This is a genomic window from Variovorax sp. V35 (assembly GCF_041154465.1).
Taxonomy (GTDB): Bacteria; Pseudomonadota; Gammaproteobacteria; order Burkholderiales; family Burkholderiaceae_C; genus Variovorax; species Variovorax boronicumulans.
The window spans coordinates 1,902,129-1,919,769 of sequence record NZ_AP028666.1 but is presented as its reverse complement, the minus strand read 5'-3'; the positions used below and the strand labels follow the sequence as shown (position 1 = coordinate 1,919,769).

The 17,641-nt window shown below is 69.5% G+C and carries 19 protein-coding genes; 16 read left to right on the top strand and 3 right to left on the bottom strand.

The genetic code is table 11. From position 1 onward, the window contains the following. Positions 1-130 precede the first annotated feature (130 nt). The 14 genes from fliF (at position 131) to ACAM42_RS08820 (ending at position 12,179) form a co-directional block, all read left to right on the top strand. A complete protein-coding gene (gene fliF / locus ACAM42_RS08885) occupies positions 131-1,825 on the top strand; it encodes a flagellar basal-body MS-ring/collar protein FliF (RefSeq protein WP_369631769.1) in 1,695 nt (564 codons plus the stop codon). Next, positions 1,818-2,819 (top strand): flagellar motor switch protein FliG, encoded by a 1,002-nt coding sequence (fliG, locus tag ACAM42_RS08880; protein WP_062469343.1) that lies wholly within the window; start codon positions 1,818-1,820, stop codon positions 2,817-2,819. The genes fliF and fliG overlap by 8 nt, the downstream gene beginning before the upstream one ends. Further along, positions 2,806-3,579 carry a flagellar assembly protein FliH gene (gene fliH, locus ACAM42_RS08875; protein WP_369631768.1) on the top strand — a complete coding sequence of 258 codons (774 nt, stop codon included), beginning with the start codon at positions 2,806-2,808 and terminating at the stop codon, positions 3,577-3,579. The genes fliG and fliH overlap by 14 nt, the downstream gene beginning before the upstream one ends. A gap of 4 nt (positions 3,580-3,583) precedes the next feature. Then, positions 3,584-5,011: a flagellar protein export ATPase FliI gene (fliI, locus tag ACAM42_RS08870; RefSeq protein ID WP_369631767.1), complete on the top strand. Its 1,428-nt coding sequence runs from the start codon at positions 3,584-3,586 to the stop codon at positions 5,009-5,011. Beyond that, on the top strand, positions 5,008-5,466 hold the full coding sequence (gene fliJ / locus ACAM42_RS08865) for a flagellar export protein FliJ (protein WP_062469337.1): 459 nt from the start codon (positions 5,008-5,010) through the stop codon (positions 5,464-5,466). Before fliI ends, fliJ begins: the two co-directional genes overlap by 4 nt. A gap of 19 nt (positions 5,467-5,485) precedes the next feature. Continuing rightward, positions 5,486-6,820, top strand: coding sequence for a flagellar hook-length control protein FliK (locus ACAM42_RS08860; RefSeq protein ID WP_369631766.1), 1,335 nt, complete (start codon positions 5,486-5,488; stop codon positions 6,818-6,820). A 116-nt stretch (positions 6,821-6,936) separates the two neighbouring features. Continuing rightward, complete coding sequence (fliL, locus tag ACAM42_RS08855) at positions 6,937-7,452, top strand: flagellar basal body-associated protein FliL (RefSeq protein ID WP_095744072.1); 516 nt, start codon at positions 6,937-6,939, stop codon at positions 7,450-7,452. A gap of 30 nt (positions 7,453-7,482) precedes the next feature. Next, positions 7,483-8,484 carry a flagellar motor switch protein FliM gene (fliM, locus tag ACAM42_RS08850; protein WP_062469328.1) on the top strand — a complete coding sequence of 334 codons (1,002 nt, stop codon included), beginning with the start codon at positions 7,483-7,485 and terminating at the stop codon, positions 8,482-8,484. Beyond that, positions 8,477-8,905: a flagellar motor switch protein FliN gene (gene fliN, locus ACAM42_RS08845; RefSeq protein WP_062469325.1), complete on the top strand. Its 429-nt coding sequence runs from the start codon at positions 8,477-8,479 to the stop codon at positions 8,903-8,905. The genes fliM and fliN overlap by 8 nt, the downstream gene beginning before the upstream one ends. Next, positions 8,902-9,372 (top strand): flagellar biosynthetic protein FliO, encoded by a 471-nt coding sequence (fliO, locus tag ACAM42_RS08840; protein ID WP_369631765.1) that lies wholly within the window; start codon positions 8,902-8,904, stop codon positions 9,370-9,372. Before fliN ends, fliO begins: the two co-directional genes overlap by 4 nt. Next, positions 9,369-10,127 (top strand): flagellar type III secretion system pore protein FliP, encoded by a 759-nt coding sequence (fliP, locus tag ACAM42_RS08835; protein WP_070061551.1) that lies wholly within the window; start codon positions 9,369-9,371, stop codon positions 10,125-10,127. The genes fliO and fliP overlap by 4 nt, the downstream gene beginning before the upstream one ends. Then, complete coding sequence (gene fliQ / locus ACAM42_RS08830; RefSeq protein ID WP_099792007.1) at positions 10,124-10,393, top strand: flagellar biosynthesis protein FliQ; 270 nt, start codon at positions 10,124-10,126, stop codon at positions 10,391-10,393. Before fliP ends, fliQ begins: the two co-directional genes overlap by 4 nt. Next, a complete protein-coding gene (fliR, locus tag ACAM42_RS08825) occupies positions 10,390-11,187 on the top strand; it encodes a flagellar biosynthetic protein FliR (protein WP_369631764.1) in 798 nt (265 codons plus the stop codon). The genes fliQ and fliR overlap by 4 nt, the downstream gene beginning before the upstream one ends. A gap of 110 nt (positions 11,188-11,297) precedes the next feature. Beyond that, positions 11,298-12,179, top strand: coding sequence for a hypothetical protein (locus ACAM42_RS08820; protein WP_369631763.1), 882 nt, complete (start codon positions 11,298-11,300; stop codon positions 12,177-12,179). Positions 12,180-12,212: 33 nt separating this feature from the next. Here the strand turns inward: ACAM42_RS08820 and ACAM42_RS08815 are convergent, their stop codons facing one another. Together ACAM42_RS08815 and ACAM42_RS08810 are read right to left on the bottom strand one after the other, a co-directional pair. After that, a complete protein-coding gene (locus tag ACAM42_RS08815; RefSeq protein ID WP_369631762.1) occupies positions 12,213-13,007 on the bottom strand; it encodes a LytR/AlgR family response regulator transcription factor in 795 nt (264 codons plus the stop codon). Further along, positions 13,004-14,059, bottom strand: coding sequence for a sensor histidine kinase (locus ACAM42_RS08810; protein WP_369631761.1), 1,056 nt, complete (start codon positions 14,057-14,059; stop codon positions 13,004-13,006). Before ACAM42_RS08810 ends, ACAM42_RS08815 begins: the two co-directional genes overlap by 4 nt. A 237-nt stretch (positions 14,060-14,296) precedes the next feature. On the opposite strand from ACAM42_RS08810, the gene ACAM42_RS08805 reads away from it, so the two are divergent. Together ACAM42_RS08805 and ACAM42_RS08800 are read left to right on the top strand one after the other, a co-directional pair. Further along, positions 14,297-15,484: a homoserine O-acetyltransferase gene (locus ACAM42_RS08805; RefSeq protein ID WP_369631760.1), complete on the top strand. Its 1,188-nt coding sequence runs from the start codon at positions 14,297-14,299 to the stop codon at positions 15,482-15,484. A 186-nt stretch (positions 15,485-15,670) separates the two neighbouring features. Further along, positions 15,671-17,185 carry a lactonase family protein gene (locus ACAM42_RS08800; protein WP_369631759.1) on the top strand — a complete coding sequence of 505 codons (1,515 nt, stop codon included), beginning with the start codon at positions 15,671-15,673 and terminating at the stop codon, positions 17,183-17,185. A 48-nt stretch (positions 17,186-17,233) separates the two neighbouring features. On the opposite strand, the gene ACAM42_RS08795 is transcribed toward ACAM42_RS08800, so the two are convergent. Further along, positions 17,234-17,611 carry a tautomerase family protein gene (locus ACAM42_RS08795; protein ID WP_062469294.1) on the bottom strand — a complete coding sequence of 126 codons (378 nt, stop codon included), beginning with the start codon at positions 17,609-17,611 and terminating at the stop codon, positions 17,234-17,236. Positions 17,612-17,641: the final 30 nt, after the last annotated feature.

The window sequence follows — 17,641 nt, the reverse complement described above, 5'->3', positions numbered from 1 at the left end:
ACAATCGTTCGCGAAACCACAGGCCGCGCACGACGTCGCCGGCCACCGGCATGACATCCCAACACCGAATTCCCTCTCTCACTCCGGCGCCGGCCCTGCGCGGCGCAACGGCCCCGGCGAAGGCGCGCCGATGAGCACGGCCGCGCCCACGGGCGGCCTGGCGGCGGGCGCCAACGGCCTGCCCCCGATGCTGGAGCGCATGCGCGCGCAGCCCCGGCTGCCGCTGATCCTTGGCGCCGCGGCGCTGGCGACGGTGGCGGCCGCTTTCTTCCTGTGGAGCCGCGGCCCCGACTACAAGGTGCTCTACACCAACGTGTCGGACCGCGACGGCGGCGCGATCATCGCGTCGCTGCAGCAGATGAACGTGCCCTACAAGTTCGCCGAGGGCGGCGGCGCGATCCTGATCGCGGGCGACAAGGTGGCCGAGACGCGCCTGAAACTCGCGGCCCAGGGCCTGCCCAAGGCCGGCGGCGTGGGCTTCGAACTGATGGACAACCAGAAGTTCGGCACCAGCCAGTTCGCCGAGCAGGTCAACTACCAGCGCGGGCTCGAAGGCGAGCTGGCGCGCTCCATCGAATCGATCGGCAGCATCGAGGCCGCGCGCGTGCACCTGGCGCTGCCCAAGCCGTCGCTCTTCGTGCGCGACCAGAAGAAGCCTTCGGCCTCGGTGGTGCTCACGCTGATGCGCGGGCGCAGCATCGACGAAGGCCAGGTGAGCGCCATCGTGCACATGGTGTCGAGCAGCGTGCCCGACCTGGACGCCAAGAACGTCACGGTGGTCGACCAGCGCGGCAACCTGCTGTCGTCGGCGCGCGGCACCAGCCAGGGGCTGGACGTGAGCCAGCTCAAGTACGCACAGGAGATCGAGCAGGGCTACGTGCGCCGCATCGAAGCCATTCTTCAGCCGCTGGTGGGCGCGAGCAACGTGCGCGCGCAGGTCGCGGCCGAGATCGACTTCTCGGTGGTGGAGCACACCGACGAGAAGTACCGGCCCAACCAGGACCCGGCGCAGGCCGCGATCCGCAGCCAGCAGTCGAGCGAATCGGCGCAGCACAACGGCGCACCGCCCGGTGGCGTGCCGGGTGCGCTGTCGAACCAGCCGCCGGTGAACCCGACGGCGCCGATCACCGCGCCCAGGCCGCCGAATGCGCCCAACGCACCGGGCACGGCGAACGCGCCCGCTGCACCGGCCGGCCCGAGCAACACGCGCAAGGACGTCACGACCAACTACGAGCTCGACCGCACCATCCGCCACGTGCAGCAGGCCGCCGGCGGCGTGAAGCGCCTGTCGGTCGCCGTGGTGGTGAACCACCGCGACACGGTCGATGCCGCAGGCAAGACCAGCGCCCGCGCACTCGCGCCGGCCGAGCTGGAGCAGATCCGCAACCTCGCCAAGGAAGCGATGGGCTTCAGCCAGGAACGCGGTGACTCGCTCAACGTGGTCAACAGCGCCTTCGCCCGCGATGGCGAGAGCGACGCCGGCCCCGCGCCCGACGTGCCGTTCTGGCGCGACCGCGACAACCTCGCGTTCGGCAAGACGCTGGTCCCCTACCTGCTCATCGGCCTGCTCGCGCTGTTCGCCTGGTTCGCCGTGGGGCGTCCGCTGATGCGCCGGCACCTCGCCGCGCCGCCACCCGCGCAGCCCGTGGCCGATGCGAGCACCGTGACCCCCACCGGCACGGCCCCGGCCGAGCCCGAAGAAACATTGCAGCAGCGCGAGTCCGCACGCCAGAAGGCCGACATGGACTACGCCCAGCAGACCGCCGACAAGGACCCCAAGCTCGTGGCCGCCCTGATCCAGCACTGGATGCACACCGATGACTAGCAGCGAAGCAGGCACCCGCAAGAGCGCCATCCTGCTCATGGCGCTGGGCGAAGACCGCGCCGCCGCCGCGCTGCACCTGCTGCCCACCTCCGAGGTGCAGGCGCTGGGCCTGGCCATGTCCAAGCTGAGCGCGGTGTCGCGCGACGAGCTGGCCTCGGTGCTGGCCGAGTTCCGCCAGGAGACCGAGCAGCTGTCGGCGCTGCACCTGGGCTCGACCAGCTACATCCGCGCCGTGCTCAAGAAGGCGCTGGGCGACGACCGCGCGAGCAACCTGCTGGAAGACATCCTGCAGCCCGACGAGCCGCACGGCGGCATCGAGCGGCTGAACGAACTCGAGGCCGGCGAGGTGGCCGAGCTCATCCGCGACGAGCACCCGCAGATCCTGGCGACGCTGCTGGTGCACCTGGACCGCATGAAGGCGTCGGAGGTGCTCGAGAAGCTGCCCGCGCGCCTGCGCCACGACGTGATCATGCGCGTGGCCACCTTCGGCGGCGTGCAGCCGTCGGCGCTGAACGAGCTCACCGAGGTGCTGACCGAAATGCTCGCGGGCCAGGGCCTGCGCCGCAGCCGCCTGGGCGGCGTGCGCACCGCGGCCGAGATCGTCAACCTGATGAGCACCACGGTGGAAGAAGAAGCCATTGCCCATGTGCGCGAACAGGACGAGGCGCTGGCCCAGCGCATCGTCGACGAGATGTTCGTGTTCGAGAACCTGCTGGGCCTGGAAGACCGCAGCATCCAGCGCCTGCTCAAGGACATCGAGAGCGACTCGCTCATCATCGCGCTCAAGGGCGCGCCGCTGGAGCTGCGCGACAAGTTCCTCAGCAACATGTCGCAGCGCGCGGCCGAGACGCTGCGCGAGGACATGGAGCTGCGCGGTCCCGTGCGCGTGTCGCAGGTCGAGACCGAACAGAAGGCCATCCTGCAGGTCGCCCGCCGTCTGGCAGACGCCGGCGAGATCGTGATCGCGGCGCCTGGCACCGATGACTTCGTCTGACCCCGGCGCCTTCGGCGCCTCCAACAGTTCGCGCGAGCGCCTCGCCGCCATCCATGCGGCCGCGCGCCAGGCCGGTGCCGGCACGCCCGCGCTGTCGGCCTGGGAGCGCTGGGAGATGGGCACGCTCGATGGCAAGGCGCCGTCGGGCACGGCCCTCTCGCGCCACACGGCGCAGCGCCCTTCCCCGCCCCCTGCGCCTCCCGCACCCAAGGTTGACCTCGCCGAGCTGGCCCGCATCCGCAAGGAAGCGCGCGCCGCGGGCGAAGCCGAGGGCCGCGCCGCCGGGCTGGCCGAAGGCCGCCAGGTCGGCCACACCGAAGGCCTGGCCACCGGCCTCGCCGCCGCCAGCGTGCATGCCGAACGCCTGCGCGCGCTGGCCCGCTCGCTGCCCGAAGCGCTGCGCGGCGCCGAAGCCGAACTGGCCGAGACCGTGCTCGCGCTCGCGCTCGACGTGGCGCGCCAGGTGGTGCACCGCACCTACCAGGCCGAGCCCGAGTGGGTGCTGCCGCTGGTGCGCGACCTGCTGCACGCCGAACCCGCGCTGCGCGGCGAACCGCGCCTGCTGCTGCACCCCGACGACATCGCGCTGGTGAAGAACAGCCTGGGCAACGAGATCGAGGCGGCCGGCTGGCAGCTGCGTGCCGACGACAGCCTGGCGCGCGGCGGCTGCCGCGTGCAGTCGGCCACCGGCGAGCTGGACGCCAGCCTGGCCACGCGCTGGGAGCGCGTGGGTGCGGCGCTGCGTGGCGACGCTTCCTGAGCCGATGCAGACGACGGCCAGCAACCCTCATCTGAACAGCGTGCGCGCCGTGCTGGAACAGGCGCGCGCCGACGTCGCCCGCAGCACGACCACCACCGCCTCGGGCCGCCTCACGCGCGCCGTCGGCCTCGTGCTCGAGGCCGTCGGCCTGCAACTGCCCGTGGGCAGCGACTGCCTCATCGAACTGCCGCCCGGCCATCCGCAGCGCCATGCAGAAGCCGAGGTGGTCGGCTTCGCGGGCGACCGCCTCTTCCTCATGTCGCAGACCGAAGTGGCGGGTCTGCTGCCCGGCGCGCGTGTGTTCGCGCGGCCCGGCTTGCGCGAGCCCGGTGCGACCGGCGACGCCCATACCAAGCGCCTGCCCGTGGGCGAAGGCATGCTCGGGCGCGTGGTCGATGCGGCCGGCCGCCCGCTCGACGGCCTGGGCCCGCTCGACGTGGCGCGCCAGGTGCCGCTGGCGGCGCCGCCGATCAACCCGCTGTCGCGCGCGGCCATCGACTCGGTGCTCGACGTGGGCGTGCGCGCCATCAACGCGATGCTCACCGTCGGTCGCGGCCAGCGCATGGGCCTGTTCGCTGGCTCGGGCGTGGGCAAGAGCGTGCTGCTGGGCATGATGGCCCGCTACACCAGCGCCGAGGTGATCGTGGTCGGCCTCATCGGCGAGCGCGGTCGCGAGGTGAAGGACTTCATCGAGAACACGCTGGGCGAGGAAGGCCTGGCACGCGCCGTGGTGGTGGCCGCGCCGGCCGACAACTCGCCGCTGCTGCGCCTGCAGGGCGCGGCCTACGCCACCTGCCTGGCCGAGTACTTTCGCGACCAGGGCAAGGACGTGCTGCTCATCATGGATTCGCTCACGCGCTATGCAATGGCGCAGCGCGAGATCGCGCTGGCCGTGGGCGAGCCGCCCGCCACCAAGGGCTACCCGCCCTCGGTGTTCGCGCGGCTGCCCGCCTTGGTGGAGCGTGCCGGCAACGGCGCGCGCGACGCGCAGGGGCGCGGCGGCTCGATCACGGCCTTCTACACCGTGCTGTCGGAAGGCGACGACCAGCAGGACCCGATCGCCGATTCGGCGCGCGCGATCCTGGACGGCCACGTCGTGCTCTCGCGCACGCTGGCCGAGGCCGGGCACTACCCGGCCATCGACATCGAGGCCTCGATCAGCCGCGCGATGACGTCGTTGATTGCGCCCGCGCAGTTCGACACCGTGCGCCGCTTCAAGCAGATGCTGTCGCGCTACCAGCGCAATCGCGACCTGATCAGCGTCGGTGCCTACGCGCCGGGGCACGACCTGCAGCTGGACCAGGCGATCGCGATGTACCCGCGCATCGAGGCCTTCCTGCAGCAGTCGATGCACGAACGCACCGGCTACGAGGAGGCCATCGCCCACATGGACAGCCTGTTCACGAACACACCTTCCCCAGGACGCCCATGAGCAGCAGCAAGCTCCCCCTCGGCATGCTCATCGACCTGGCGCAGAGCCAGACCGACGACGCCGCGCGCCGCCTGGGCGCACTGCAAAGCGCGCACCTGAGCGCGCAGCAGAAGCTCGAGCTGCTGCTGCAGTACCGCCAGGACTACCACGCGCAGCTGGACACGCTGATGCGCGGCGGCCTGCCGTCGTCGCAGTGGCGCAACTACCGCAACTTCCTCGGCACGCTCGACCACGCGATCGCGCAGCAGCGCGCCATCGCCGAGCGGGCCGGCCACCAGCTCGACCGGGGCCGCACCGACTGGCAGCGCGAGAAGCGCCGCCTCAGTTCCTTCGACACGCTGGCCGATCGCGTGCGCGCGCAGGAGCTGATGGCGCAGGCCAAGCGCGAACAGCGCGACAGCGACGAACGCGCCGCCCGCCAGTTCTTCGACCGCGCCTCGCACCCCACCCACTGAATCTCCTCCAGGAACCGACATGCCTCCCATGACCCCGCCGACCGTCACGCCTGCCGCCACCTCGCCGGTCGCGCAGGGCGGCGCACGTGGCCGCAGCAACGCCGACGAGGCGCAGGGCCGCGCGTTCGGTGCCGCGCTCGAACGTTCGCGTGCGAGTCAGGCCGAGAAGGCGTCGGATGCCGACACCGTGGTGGCGGATGCCAAGCCGCTGCGCAAGACGGAGCTTGCTGAAGAGATGCGGGATGCGCAGCCTGCGGAGCCCGACCTCGCCTTTCTCGCAGCCGCCGTCACGCCGCAACAGGCATTGGTGCTTGCGGGAGGTGCGGCCACGCAGGGCAGCGGTGCGCCTGAAACTTCGCTGGCGCCGGTCGCGCCCGACGCGCAAGCCGGTCTCCCTGCAGGCACGGTCCGCCTGAGCAGCGAAGCCGCCGCCACGCCCGCGCCCGCTATCGCCACCGAAGACGCCTCCGCCCCCACTGCAACCGTCGTCGCGCAAGGCGCAGCGCCTGAAGCCGACAACGCGGCGCCGCCGTCGCTGTACGAGATCGTGCGCGCCGCCGTCGCTGCGCAGCCAATGGCTGTCGATGGCAAGAAGCCGGCTGCTTCACCTGCAGGCCCACCCGTCGGCACCGCCGCACCGGGCCGCGCGGGTGCACCGCGCACCGTGAGCGCCACCACCACCGAACAACTCGCAGCCGCAGCGCAAGCCCAGCCTGCCGGCGATGCGAAGCCCGCGACAGCGGACACCGCCCCCGTCGCCGCGGTGTCGGCCGGCACCTCGGGCGACGACGCAGCGGCGCCATCCATCGCGCCGTTCGCGCTGCAACAGCCCACCGCCACGGCCACCGAGCGCGCGTCCGAAAGCCCCGCCGCACGCCCCGCCATGCACACGCTCGCGCCCGAAGTCGGCAGCGAGAAATGGGCACCCGCACTCGGCCAGCAACTCGCGCGCATGAGCCTCGGCGGCACGCACACGGCCGAGCTGAACCTCAACCCTGCCGGCCTCGGCCCGCTGAAGGTCACGCTGTCGGTCGGCGAGCACCAGGCGCAGGCCGCGTTCGTGTCGGCGCACGAGAGCGTGCGCAAGGCCGTCGAGGCCGCGCTGCCGCAGCTGCGCACCAGCCTGTCGGAGCAAGGCATCACGCTGGGCCAGACCTCGGTGGGCGCGGACACGCGCGCGCCGTTTGGGCAGGACGCCGCGTTCGCGCAGCAACAGCAGCAACAACACCAGCGACAGGGCGCATGGCGACCACAGGGCACTTCCGCTGCCACCGACATCGCCCGCACGGCAACGGCAGCACCCCGCCCCCTTGCCACCCCACGCACGGGCCCGGGCGTCGACACCTTCGCCTGAAACCGTCCCGCCCGCCGCCCCAATGAACGGATGTGAAGCGCCTTTGTGCGCTTGTTCGGCCGTTCGCCGGCGGGCGACTTCGCAAAGAATAGATCGGACCCGTCCACCGTTTCACCATGGCTACCTCTTCTCCTGCCGCCACCGCGGCTGCGTCGGTCGCGACCGACCCGCCGGCCTCGCGCCGCACCTCGAAACTGCTGATCGGGCTCGTGGCCGTCCTCGGCCTGGCCGTGGCCGGCGCGGCGGCGTACGTCTTCGTGCTGCCCCGCTTCACCGAGCACGCCGCCGCCGAAACGGCCAAGGCGCCGGTGCCCGAGAAACCCATCTTCCTGCTGCTGGAGCCGCTGACCGTCAACCTGCAGTCCGAAGGCCGCTCGCGCTTCCTGCAGATCGGCATGGCGCTGAAGGTGCGCGACGAGCAGGCCAAGGCGCAGATCGTGGAGTTCATGCCCGAGCTGCGCAGCCGCCTGCTGGTGCTGCTGTCGAACCGCCCGCCCGAATCGCTGGTCACCTCGGAAGACAAGGCCCGGCTGGCCACGGAGATCCACAGCGCGCTGAACGCGCCGCTGGCCGAGGGCCTGCCCGAGCTGGGCATTGCGAGCGTGTCCTTCAACTCCTTCGTCGTGCAGTGACGACGATGCCCGTTTGCGGACCCGCGATCCATGGCGTATGAACAGGTGCTCTCCCAGGACGAGGTCGATGCCCTGCTGCAGGGCGTCACCGGCGGCGACCTCGACCAGGCCGCCGCGCCCGCGCCGCCGCCCGACGGCCTGCCGGCCTACGACCTCGGTGCGCCCGACCGCGTGGTGCGCAACCGCATGCACACGCTGGAGGTCATCAACGACCGCTTTGCGCGCGGCCTGCGCAGCGCGCTGCTGAACTTCATGCGCCGCAGCCCCGACATCTCCGTGGGGCCGGTGCAGATCCAGCAGTTCGGCGAGTTCGTGCGGCACCTGCCGGTGCCCGCGAACATCAACATGGTCCACATGAAGCCGCTGCGCGGCACCGCCCTCTTCGTGTTCGACCCGAAGCTGGTGTTCCTCGTGGTGGACAACCTGTTCGGCAGCGATGGCCGCTACCACGTGCGCGTGGAAGGGCGCGACTTCACGCGCACCGAGCAGCGCATCATCAAGCGCCTGCTCGACCTGTCGCTGCAGTGCTACGGCGACGCGTGGCAGCCGGTGTTTCCGCTGGCCTTCGACTACGTGCGCGCCGAGATGCACGGCAAGCTCGCCAACATCGTGGCGCCCAACGAGGTGGTGATCAACACCACGCTGCAGATCGAGTTCGGCCCCATCGGCGGCTTTCTGCACGTGTGCCTGCCCTACTCGATGATCGAGCCGATCCGCGACTTGCTGTCCAACCCGATCCAGGACGAGGTCGAGGTCGACAAGCGCTGGGTCACGCAGATGTCGCGCCAGATGCAGGCCGCCGACGTCGAGCTCACCGCCGACTTCGTGACCATGCCCTCGACGCTGGGCGAGGTGATGAAGCTGCGCGTGGGCGACGTGATTCCCATCGAGCTGCCGGCGACGGTGGTCGCCAAGGTCGGTGGCGTGCCCGTGATGGCCTGCGGCTACGGCACCTCCAACGAGCGCTACGCCCTGCGCGTGCAACACATGATCTCCCACCAAGACAGCGATTCGAAGAACGACCATGACTGACAACACCTCTGCCGCCAGCGACGCGGACGACTGGGCCAGCGCACTGGCCGAGCAGACCGCGGCCAGCGCGCCCGCGCCCGACCCGGCCGTGGCGCCGGCCACCGCGCAGGTCTTCCAGCAGATCCAGGATGCACCGGCTGCATCGTCCGCCACGCCCGTGGACATCGCGCGCGTGCTCGACGTGCCCGTGCAGCTCACCGCCGAGATCGGCCGCACGCGCATCACCATCAAGAACCTGCTGCAGCTGTCGCAGGGCTCGGTGGTCGAGCTCGACGGCCTGGCCGGCCAGCCGCTGGACGTGCTGATCAACGGCTACCTCATTGCGCAGGGGGAGGTGGTGGTGGTGAACGAGAAGTACGGCATCCGCCTGACCGACATCGTCACGCCCTCCGAGCGCATGCAGAAGCTCGCGCGCGCATGAGCCTGGCGCGGGTGTCTTCGCTGCTGGCGCTGGGCCTGCATGCGGCGCATGCGGTCCACGCCGCGCTGCCCACCGTGCCCACGCCGGTGCGCGAAGCCGCGCCGCCCGCTGCGGTCGGCGGCGCGGGCCTGCTGCAGGCGGGCTTCGGCATGGCGGCGGTCGTCGGCCTGATCTTCCTGTGCGCGTGGCTGGCGCGGCGCTTCGGCCTGCAGCGGCTGGGCGGCGGGCAGGTTGTGAAGGTGGTGTCCACCGCCATGGTCGGCCCGCGCGAGCGCGTGGTCGTGGTGGACGTGGCCGGCCAGTGGCTGGTGCTGGGCGTCACCAGCAGCCAGGTCCGCACACTGCACACGCTGCCGGCGCAGGCAACGCCTGCGGCAGTCACACCCATGTCGCCACAGAACCCGGTGGGCCTGTTCGCCCAGAAGCTGCGCGATTCCCTCGCGGGCAAGACGCGCACCGCGCCATGACGCGCACCGCTCTGCACCGCGGCCTGCGCACCGCCTTGCTGCTGCTCGCCGCCACGCTGCCCGCCGCCGCATGGACCCAAGGCCTGCCCGGCCTCACGAGCACGCCGGGCCCCGGCGGCAGCCAGACCTGGTCGCTGAGCGTGCAGACGCTGGTGCTGCTGACTTCGCTCACCTTCCTGCCCGCGCTGCTGCTGTCGATGACCAGCTTCACGCGCATCCTCATCGTGCTGGGCCTGCTGCGCACCGCCATCGGCACGCAGACCTCGCCACCCAACCAGATCCTGGTGGGGCTGTCGCTGTTCCTCACCTTCTTCGTGATGTCGCCGGTGTTCGACAAGGCCTACACCGAGGCCTACGTGCCCTTCTCCGAAAGCAAGCTCAGCGCCGAGAAGGCGCTGGAGCGCGGCATCGCACCCTTCAAGACCTTCATGCTCAAGCAGACGCGCGAGACCGACCTGGCGCTGTTCGCACGGCTCGCCAAGGCGCCCGAGATGCAGGGGCCCGAAGACGTGCCGCTGCGCATCCTGCTGCCGGCCTTCGTCATCAGCGAGCTGAAGACGGCGTTCCAGATCGGCTTCACCATCTTCATTCCCTTTCTCATCATCGACCTCGTGGTGGCGAGCGTGCTGATGTCGATGGGCATGATGATGGTGCCGCCCGCGTCCATCGCGCTGCCCTTCAAGCTCATGCTGTTCGTGCTGGCCGACGGCTGGCAGCTGTTGATCGGCGCGCTCTCGCAGAGCTTCTACTTATGACGCCCGAAGCCGTCATGACCATGGGCCACCGGGCCATGGAAATCTCTCTGCTGCTGGGTGCGCCGCTTCTGCTGGTCGCGCTGGTGATCGGCCTGGTGGTCAGCATCTTCCAGGCGGCCACGCAGATCAACGAGGCCACGCTGTCCTTCATTCCCAAGCTGCTCGCGGTGTTCGCGACGCTGGTCATCGCCGGACCGTGGATGCTCGACCGCATGCTCGACTACATGCGCGCCCTGTTCGCCAGCATCCCGCAGATGCTGGCGTGACGCCCTCGGTTTTTTCCGTCACCTCGGGCCAGCTCGAGGCCTGGCTGGTGGCCTTCCTCTGGCCCTTCGTTCGCATGCTGGCCATGGTCTCCACGGCGCCGGTGTTCGGCGAGCCCTGGGCGACGCGCCAGGTGAAGGTGGGCATCGCCGCCGTGCTCACGTTGGTGATCTCGCCCACGCTCGGGCCGCTGCCGGCGGTGCCCGTGGTGTCGGCGGGCGGCCTCTGGATCATCGTGCAGCAGGTGCTGATCGGCGCCGCCATGGGCTTCTCGATGCGGCTGGTGTTCACGGCCGTGCTGGCCGCGGGCGAGTACATCGGCCTGCAGATGGGCCTGTCGTTCGCGTCTTTCTTCGACCCCATGAGCCACGGCAGCACGATGGTGGTGTCGCGGTTGCTGAACATGCTGGCGATGCTGATCTTCATGGCGCTGGACGGCCACCTGCTCATGCTGGAGGCACTGGCCGCGAGCTTTCACACGCTGCCCATCGCCGACGCACCGCTGGCGGCCGGCGGCTGGATGTTCCTGGTGCTCGCGGGCGGCGACATCTTCGCGAGCGGCCTGCTGCTGGCGCTACCGCTGATCACCGCGCTGCTCACGCTCAACCTCGCCATGGGCATCCTGAACCGCGCGTCGCCGCAGTTCAGCATCTTCGCGGTGGGTTTTCCGCTCACGCTGCTGGCGGGGCTGGTGATGCTGCAGCTGCTGATGCCGCACCTGGCGGCGTTCCTGGAGCCGCGGTTCGCGGAGTCGCTCTCGAACATGCTGCGGTTCACGCAGGGGCTGCGGCACTGAGGGGTGAAGGGCTGCTTGCGGCCAATCGGCTGGTTTGAAGGGCAGCAGGGTCACGGGATGGCGCGCCGCTCCCACTAAGATGATTCCGGCCGCAACACGGAAGGTCGCGCATGTCACACCCCATTTATCTGTCCAGTTCCTCCCTGCCCCGGATGCCGGAAGGCAGCCGCAACGAATGGCGCAGCTTCTTCGGCCATGGCGTCGAATTGGAGGCCAACGCGTTCTTCCCGCTGTTCTGGCGGGCACTCTTCAGCCCCAGCGACATCCGGTACGCGCGCTTCATCGACGAATACGACATCGACGACGAAGCTTCGGCCATCGACCGCGAGGAATGCATCGAGGATTTCGGCGCCGACGCGACCTATCCCTACCTCGTCATTGACAAGGCCGCGGCGGTTGCGCGGCTGGCGACGCGGCGTGAAGCGATCCTCGGCGCTGTCGGAGAACGCTACCGCCCGATCTACGCATCCTTCGAGGCACTGATTGCGCAGCACTTCGGGGACTACCTCCTGCTGCGCACCTCCGGCCTGCCGGATGCGGCCGACGCCGAGCCATGGCTGCGCGCCGATCTTGGGGACATCGACGGTCTCCACGACAGCAAGGCGCTCGAAAGCCTGATGTCGGATCTTGCGAGGCACGATGCGGACCCGGTCTGGACCTTGAGCGGCCTCGCGTCATCCAGCGATGGCGCCTGGCCCACGCCGGCGTTGCGAGAACACTTTCCCGACCCGCGACAACGGAAGGCCCGCAGATCGCCGACAACAACACAGCAGATCGACGAACACGATCGCGCGTTCGCGGAACCCAAGGCGCACGCTGCCAAGAGCTGGCTCGACCCCGCCCTGGAATGGCTGGGCGCCTTCGTGGCGGCGGGTGCGGCCTTGGGCGCCTACTACTTCACCCAATCCACCTGGCTGGCCGTGCTGGCATTCTTGTGCGTCGCAGTGGCCTTGGGCTTCGGCATTGCGAGGCTGCGCGCCCCGAGACGATGACCCCGGCCCTCGCCATCAACAAGCCTGCTCCCGCTACATCGCGCGAAACAGGTGCCCGAACGCCCGGCTGACCTTGAGCGATCGCGCCAGGCCCCGCACCGACAAGCTATAGCGCCCGTTCTCGTCGCGGGTGGCACTCACGATGCTGTGGATGTTGACGAGCACGCCGCGATGCACCTGTGTGAAGTCGGTGGCGTCGATCCGCGACACCAGATCGCGCAGGCTCATGCGCACCAGCGCCTCGCCCTGGGCCGTGACGACATTGACGTACTTCTCGGCGGCTTCCAGGCAGATCACCTCCGAGACCGGAATCATCCGCACGGTGTTGCCGACGCCGGCGCGGATGACCTTGATCTTTTCGGGCGCGTTGGCCGGATCGGTGATCGACTGCACGCGCTCCATCAGGGCCGCCATGCCACCGGCCGCCGGTGTCCGGGCGCGCTCGTGCAACCTTTGCTTCAGGCGTTGCACGCAGACCTGCAAGCGTTCGAGCGTCGCCGGCTTGAGCATGTAGTCCATCGCCGCATGCTCGAACGCCGAGATCGCGAAGTTGTCGTACGCGGTGATGAAGACGAAGAGCGGTTCGGCCTGGTCGTCGGGCCACTCGTCAGCGACGGACTCGGCGACTTCCAGGCCTGTCTTGCCCGGCATCTTGATGTCCAGGAACATCACATCGGGCGCCAGGGTCTGTGCCAGCTCGATCGCCTTCAGGCCATCGTCGGCAACGCCCACGATCTCCAGCTCGGGCCAGGCTTCGTGCAGCAAGCGCTGCAGCGTTCTCGACAGCACCGGTTCATCTTCGGCAATCACGCCGCGCCACGCGCTCACGATGGAATCCTCACGACCGCGCGAACGCCGCACGGCGATCGGGCCTGCAGAGACAGGGACGCACGCAAGCCATAGCGGGTCTGGAGGCGATCACGCACATTTTTCAGTCCGGCCCCGCAGACCTCGTTGCCCCCCAAAGCGGGCAGGTGCGGCGACAAGCCCAGACCGGAATCGTCCACCGCGACCTCGATGCCGCCCTCGATCGAACGTGCCAGCACTTCAACGCCACCTGCGCCCAACTTCGGCTCCAGGCCGTGCCTGATGGCGTTCTCGACCAGCGGCTGCAACAGCATCGGCGGGATGGCGATCCGCTCCAGCTCGGCGGGCAAGTCGAGCCGATAGGCCAGCCTCGGCCCCATGCGCAAGGACATGATGTCGAGGTACGCCTTCAGCTGGGCGAACTCCGACTGCAGCGTCGTCACTTCGTCGCGTGACGCTGCATGCGTGCTGCGCAGGTAGACGATCAGCTGGTCGATCATGCGCTCGGCCTGTCGCGGGTCCTCGTCGACGAGCGAGCGCAGAGTCGCCAGTGTGTTGAACAGCATGTGGGGCTCGAGTTGCGCGCGCAGCAGCCGCAGTTCCGATTCGGTGGCCAGGCGCTGGGCGTCGGATCGGGCGACCGCCTCCTTGGCAAGCTGGTCACGCGTCGCAGCGACGTAGAGGACGAACATGGCCAGCACCAGGCCGAAGGCGAACGCCACCATGTAGTCGCGGTCATGACCCACGACGCGGCCGATCGGTTCGCCCAGGATCAGGAGCGCGACCAGGTGCCCCCCGAAGTACCCCGTCGGGATGGCGATCGCGCCGGTCAGAAGCCAACGGGGCAGCGCCTGCATTCGCCGCAGTCGTCCAAAGCGGCCCAGCACCGCGACGCACGCGATGAACACCATGCCGACACATTCGACGAAGACGAACAGGCGCGCCGGCGTTTCGAGTGCAGGAGCGGCCCAGAAGAGCAGCCCGGCCGCGATCGCGCACAGCAGGAACGCGCCGGCCGTCAGCCGCGCGGCGCCCAGCCAGTGGGCGGGAATGGGTGAATCAACGCGGATCACGGGGGGCCGTCGGCTGCATGCATCGCGCCACTGTAGAGGTTGGCATGCCATGCCGCCACCGATCGAGGGCCCGTGGGGCGAGTTTGTCCTCGAGCCGTCGTTTGAGGGGACCGAACGGCGACCGCTCGATGCCGCCTCACGACCGTTGATGCCCTCCACCGGGCGTTTGGGCGCCAAACCGGATGCGCGCCTGGCAGCGGCCGCCGACAGTGCGGACCTCACCACCCGGGAGTCCCCATGCAACGATCTTCTTTTTCTCTTTCGAACACGCTGCTTTGCGCCGCGGCCGCCGTCTGTGCGGCCCTCGTCACGACGCACGCACAGGCCTTCGACGGCATCGTGGAAAAGCAGGTATTCAACCTGCCCACCTACACGACCGTGAACGGCCAGGTCATCAAGGGCGTGCGCATCGGCTATGAGACCTATGGCCGTCTGAATGCGGCGCGAGACAACGTGATCCTCATCAATCACTTCATCACCGGCACCTCGCACGCCGCCGGCCGTTATGCGGCGAGCGACGCCGCGCCGGGTTACTGGGACACGATCATCGGCGCCGGCCTGCCGATCGACACCGATCGGTTCTTCGTCATCGCAACCGACGCGTTGTCCAACCCCAATCGCGCATCGGCCACCGTCGTCAGCACCGGCCCGGCCAGCATCGACGCCGCCACCGGCAAACCGTATGGTCCGCGCTTCCCGGTGCTGGCTGCGCGGGACACGGTGGAGGTGCAGAAGGCCCTGCTCGATGCGTTGGGCATTCGAACCCTCTACGCCGTGGCGGGCGCGTCGGCCGGCGCCTGGATGTCGGTGGAATGGGCCTCGGCCTACCCGGAGCGCGTGCAGCGCCTGGTGTCCATCGTGGGACCTGGCGTCGACAGCCCGGCCTACGCCATCGCCAAGATGAGCTCGTGGGGCGCGGCCGTGCGACTGGACCCGAACTGGGCCCACGGCGACTACCACGGCAAGGCCGAGCCGCTGGCCGGCATGACGCAGGCCATGCGGCTGGTCACGCTCGACGCACTCAGCTTCGCCTGGGCCGACAAGGCTTTCGGTCAGAAGTGGGCCGACCCGGGCAAGAACCCCGGCGAAGCGGCTGCAAACCAGTTTGCGGTCGATGCCACCCTCGAGAAGATCGGCGAAGCGCGTGCCAAGGGCATGGACGCCAACAGCTGGCTGTACACGCTGAAGGCCTTGCAGTTGCCCAGCGCCAAGCCAGAACGCATCAAGGCCAGGTCGCTGTTCGTGGGCATCAGCTCGGACCAGATTTTTCCGCCGCTCCTGTCCCAACGCGCCGTGGAGATCCTCAAGGCGCAAGGCACGCCGGCAGAGTATGTCGAGATGAACAGTCCCAACGGCCACGCCGATGCACTGGGTGCCACCATCGGCCTGGCCGGGCCGGCGATTGCGTCGCTCCTGGCCAAGTAGGCGCGCGGTGAGCGACTGAACCAGGACCTTGGGTTTGCGGCGTCGTGAGAAGGCGCCCTGTCGGCAAGAGGAAGTCGCCCTCCTTCGAATTCCGTCTACCAGTTTTCTGGGATAGCGCGATGCATGCAGGCTCGACACACTTGGAAACGCTGCGTGCAACGCATGACATCCAAGCGAATCTCACCCATGTTGGCCCCTGTCCTGTCCCCTCGTTCCTTCCCTGCGCATCGGCATGCACCTCATGCGAATCGCGAGCCGTCCACCTGGCGTTGCGGGCCCGCCCGACTGGGCCAGGTCGCGCTGAGCGCCCTGGTCATCGTCAGCGTGGCCGCCTGCGGTGGGGGCGGCAATGGCGGCAGCTCGCTCCCCGCCTTCTGGGCGGCAACCCCGGCCCCGGCGCCTCCCGCATCGCCGGAAGCACCCGCACCCGCAGCCCCCACGCCGACCTACAAGGTCAGCGGCACGGTCAAGGGCCTGCTGGGCACGGGCCTGGTGCTGCAGAACAACGCCGGTGACGACCTGCGCATCGCAGCCGACGGCAGCTTCAGCTTCGCCTCCGAAGTCGCCAGCGGCGCGGGTTACGCGGTCACGGTCAAGAGCCAGCCCCGCATCCTGACCCGGGTCTGTACCGTCAGCCATGGCACCGGCACGGTCGCGGATGCGGCCATTGCCGACGTGGCCGTGGTCTGTGCCGCGCCTGCGGCGCGCTTCGCCTATGCGACGAATTCAGGCTCCGACAACCTGTTTCCCTACACCGTCGACGCCAGCACCGGCGCGTTGGGATCGATGGCCGCGCCGATGCTGGGGACAGGGCCCAACCCTCTCGCCATCACCGTGGACCCCACGGGCCGCTTTGCCTACGTGGCGAATTCAGGCGACAGCACCGTGTCCGCCTACGCCATCGGTGCCGGCACCGGCGTGCTGACGCCGTTCGCCACCGTGGCCACGGGCGCGATGCCCATGTCCATGGCCGTGGACCCGACGGGCCGCTTTGCCTATGTGGCGAACGCGGGCGCCAGCACGGTGTCGGCCTACACCATCGATGCCGCCACCGGCGCATGGCGTCCGATGGCCGTGCCAGTAGTGGCCGCGGGGTCGTCCCCCCACACCATCACCGTGGACCCCACAGGCCGCTTTGCCTACGTGACGAATCTGGGCGCCGAGGCCGTGTCGGCCTTTGCCATCGATGCAGGCTCCGGTGCGCTGAGCCCGCTGGCCGTGCCGACGGTGCCCGCGGGGGTCGGCGCGTCCGCCATGACCCTGGATCCCCTGGGCCGGTTTGCGTACGTCGTGAACATGGTCGACGACACGGTGTCGACCTATGCCATCGATGCAAGCTCCGGCGTGCTGACGCCGATGCCGACCGTTGCCACAGGGCGTTCCCCCCGCGCCATCGCCGTGGACGCCACAGGCCGTTTTGCCTACGTGGTGAACATGGCCGGCAACACCGTGTCGGCCTACCGCATCGATGCCGGTACCGGCGCGTTGACGCCCATGGCCATGCCGACGGTGGCCGCACGCGCGTCCCCCACCGCCATCGCCCTGGACCCCACGGGTCGCTTTGCCTACGTCACGAACTACGTCTCCAAGGACGTGTCGGCCTACACCATCGATGCCGACACAGGGGCCCTGGCGCCCATGGCCGTGCCGGCGGTGGCGACCGGGGGGATCGGCCCGACGTCCCTGGCCTTGTCCCGGTAGCACCGGGGCTGGCCGGCAATTTCTCGCCCGCCCGACGGCCGCCGTTCCTCAGGCAAATTGCGCCAGCCCGTGCCCGACGGACCAGTTCTCCCTGGGTGCATCGGCCAGGGTCACGAACACGTCCTCCGGCCGTATCCCCGGGCTCTCGGCCAGCAGCTGCGCGATGCGCTGGAACAGCGCCTTCTTCTGCTGCGCGGTGCGCGTGTTGAAAACGGTGATCTGGATGTACAGGAGATCGTCGCTGCGCGCGACGCCGAAGGCGCCTCCATATCGGAAGTTGGCGGCCTCGTGCTCGGTGATCGTCATGAACTGATCGTCTTGCGGCACGTTCAACGTGTCACGCAGGGCGCGATAGAGGCTGTCGAAGATCGCCTGCCGGTAAGCCTCGGGCTTTCCCGCGCGCATCGAGATGTGAATGGTGGGCATCGCTGCTCCGGGTCATGGTGGAACAGCGGA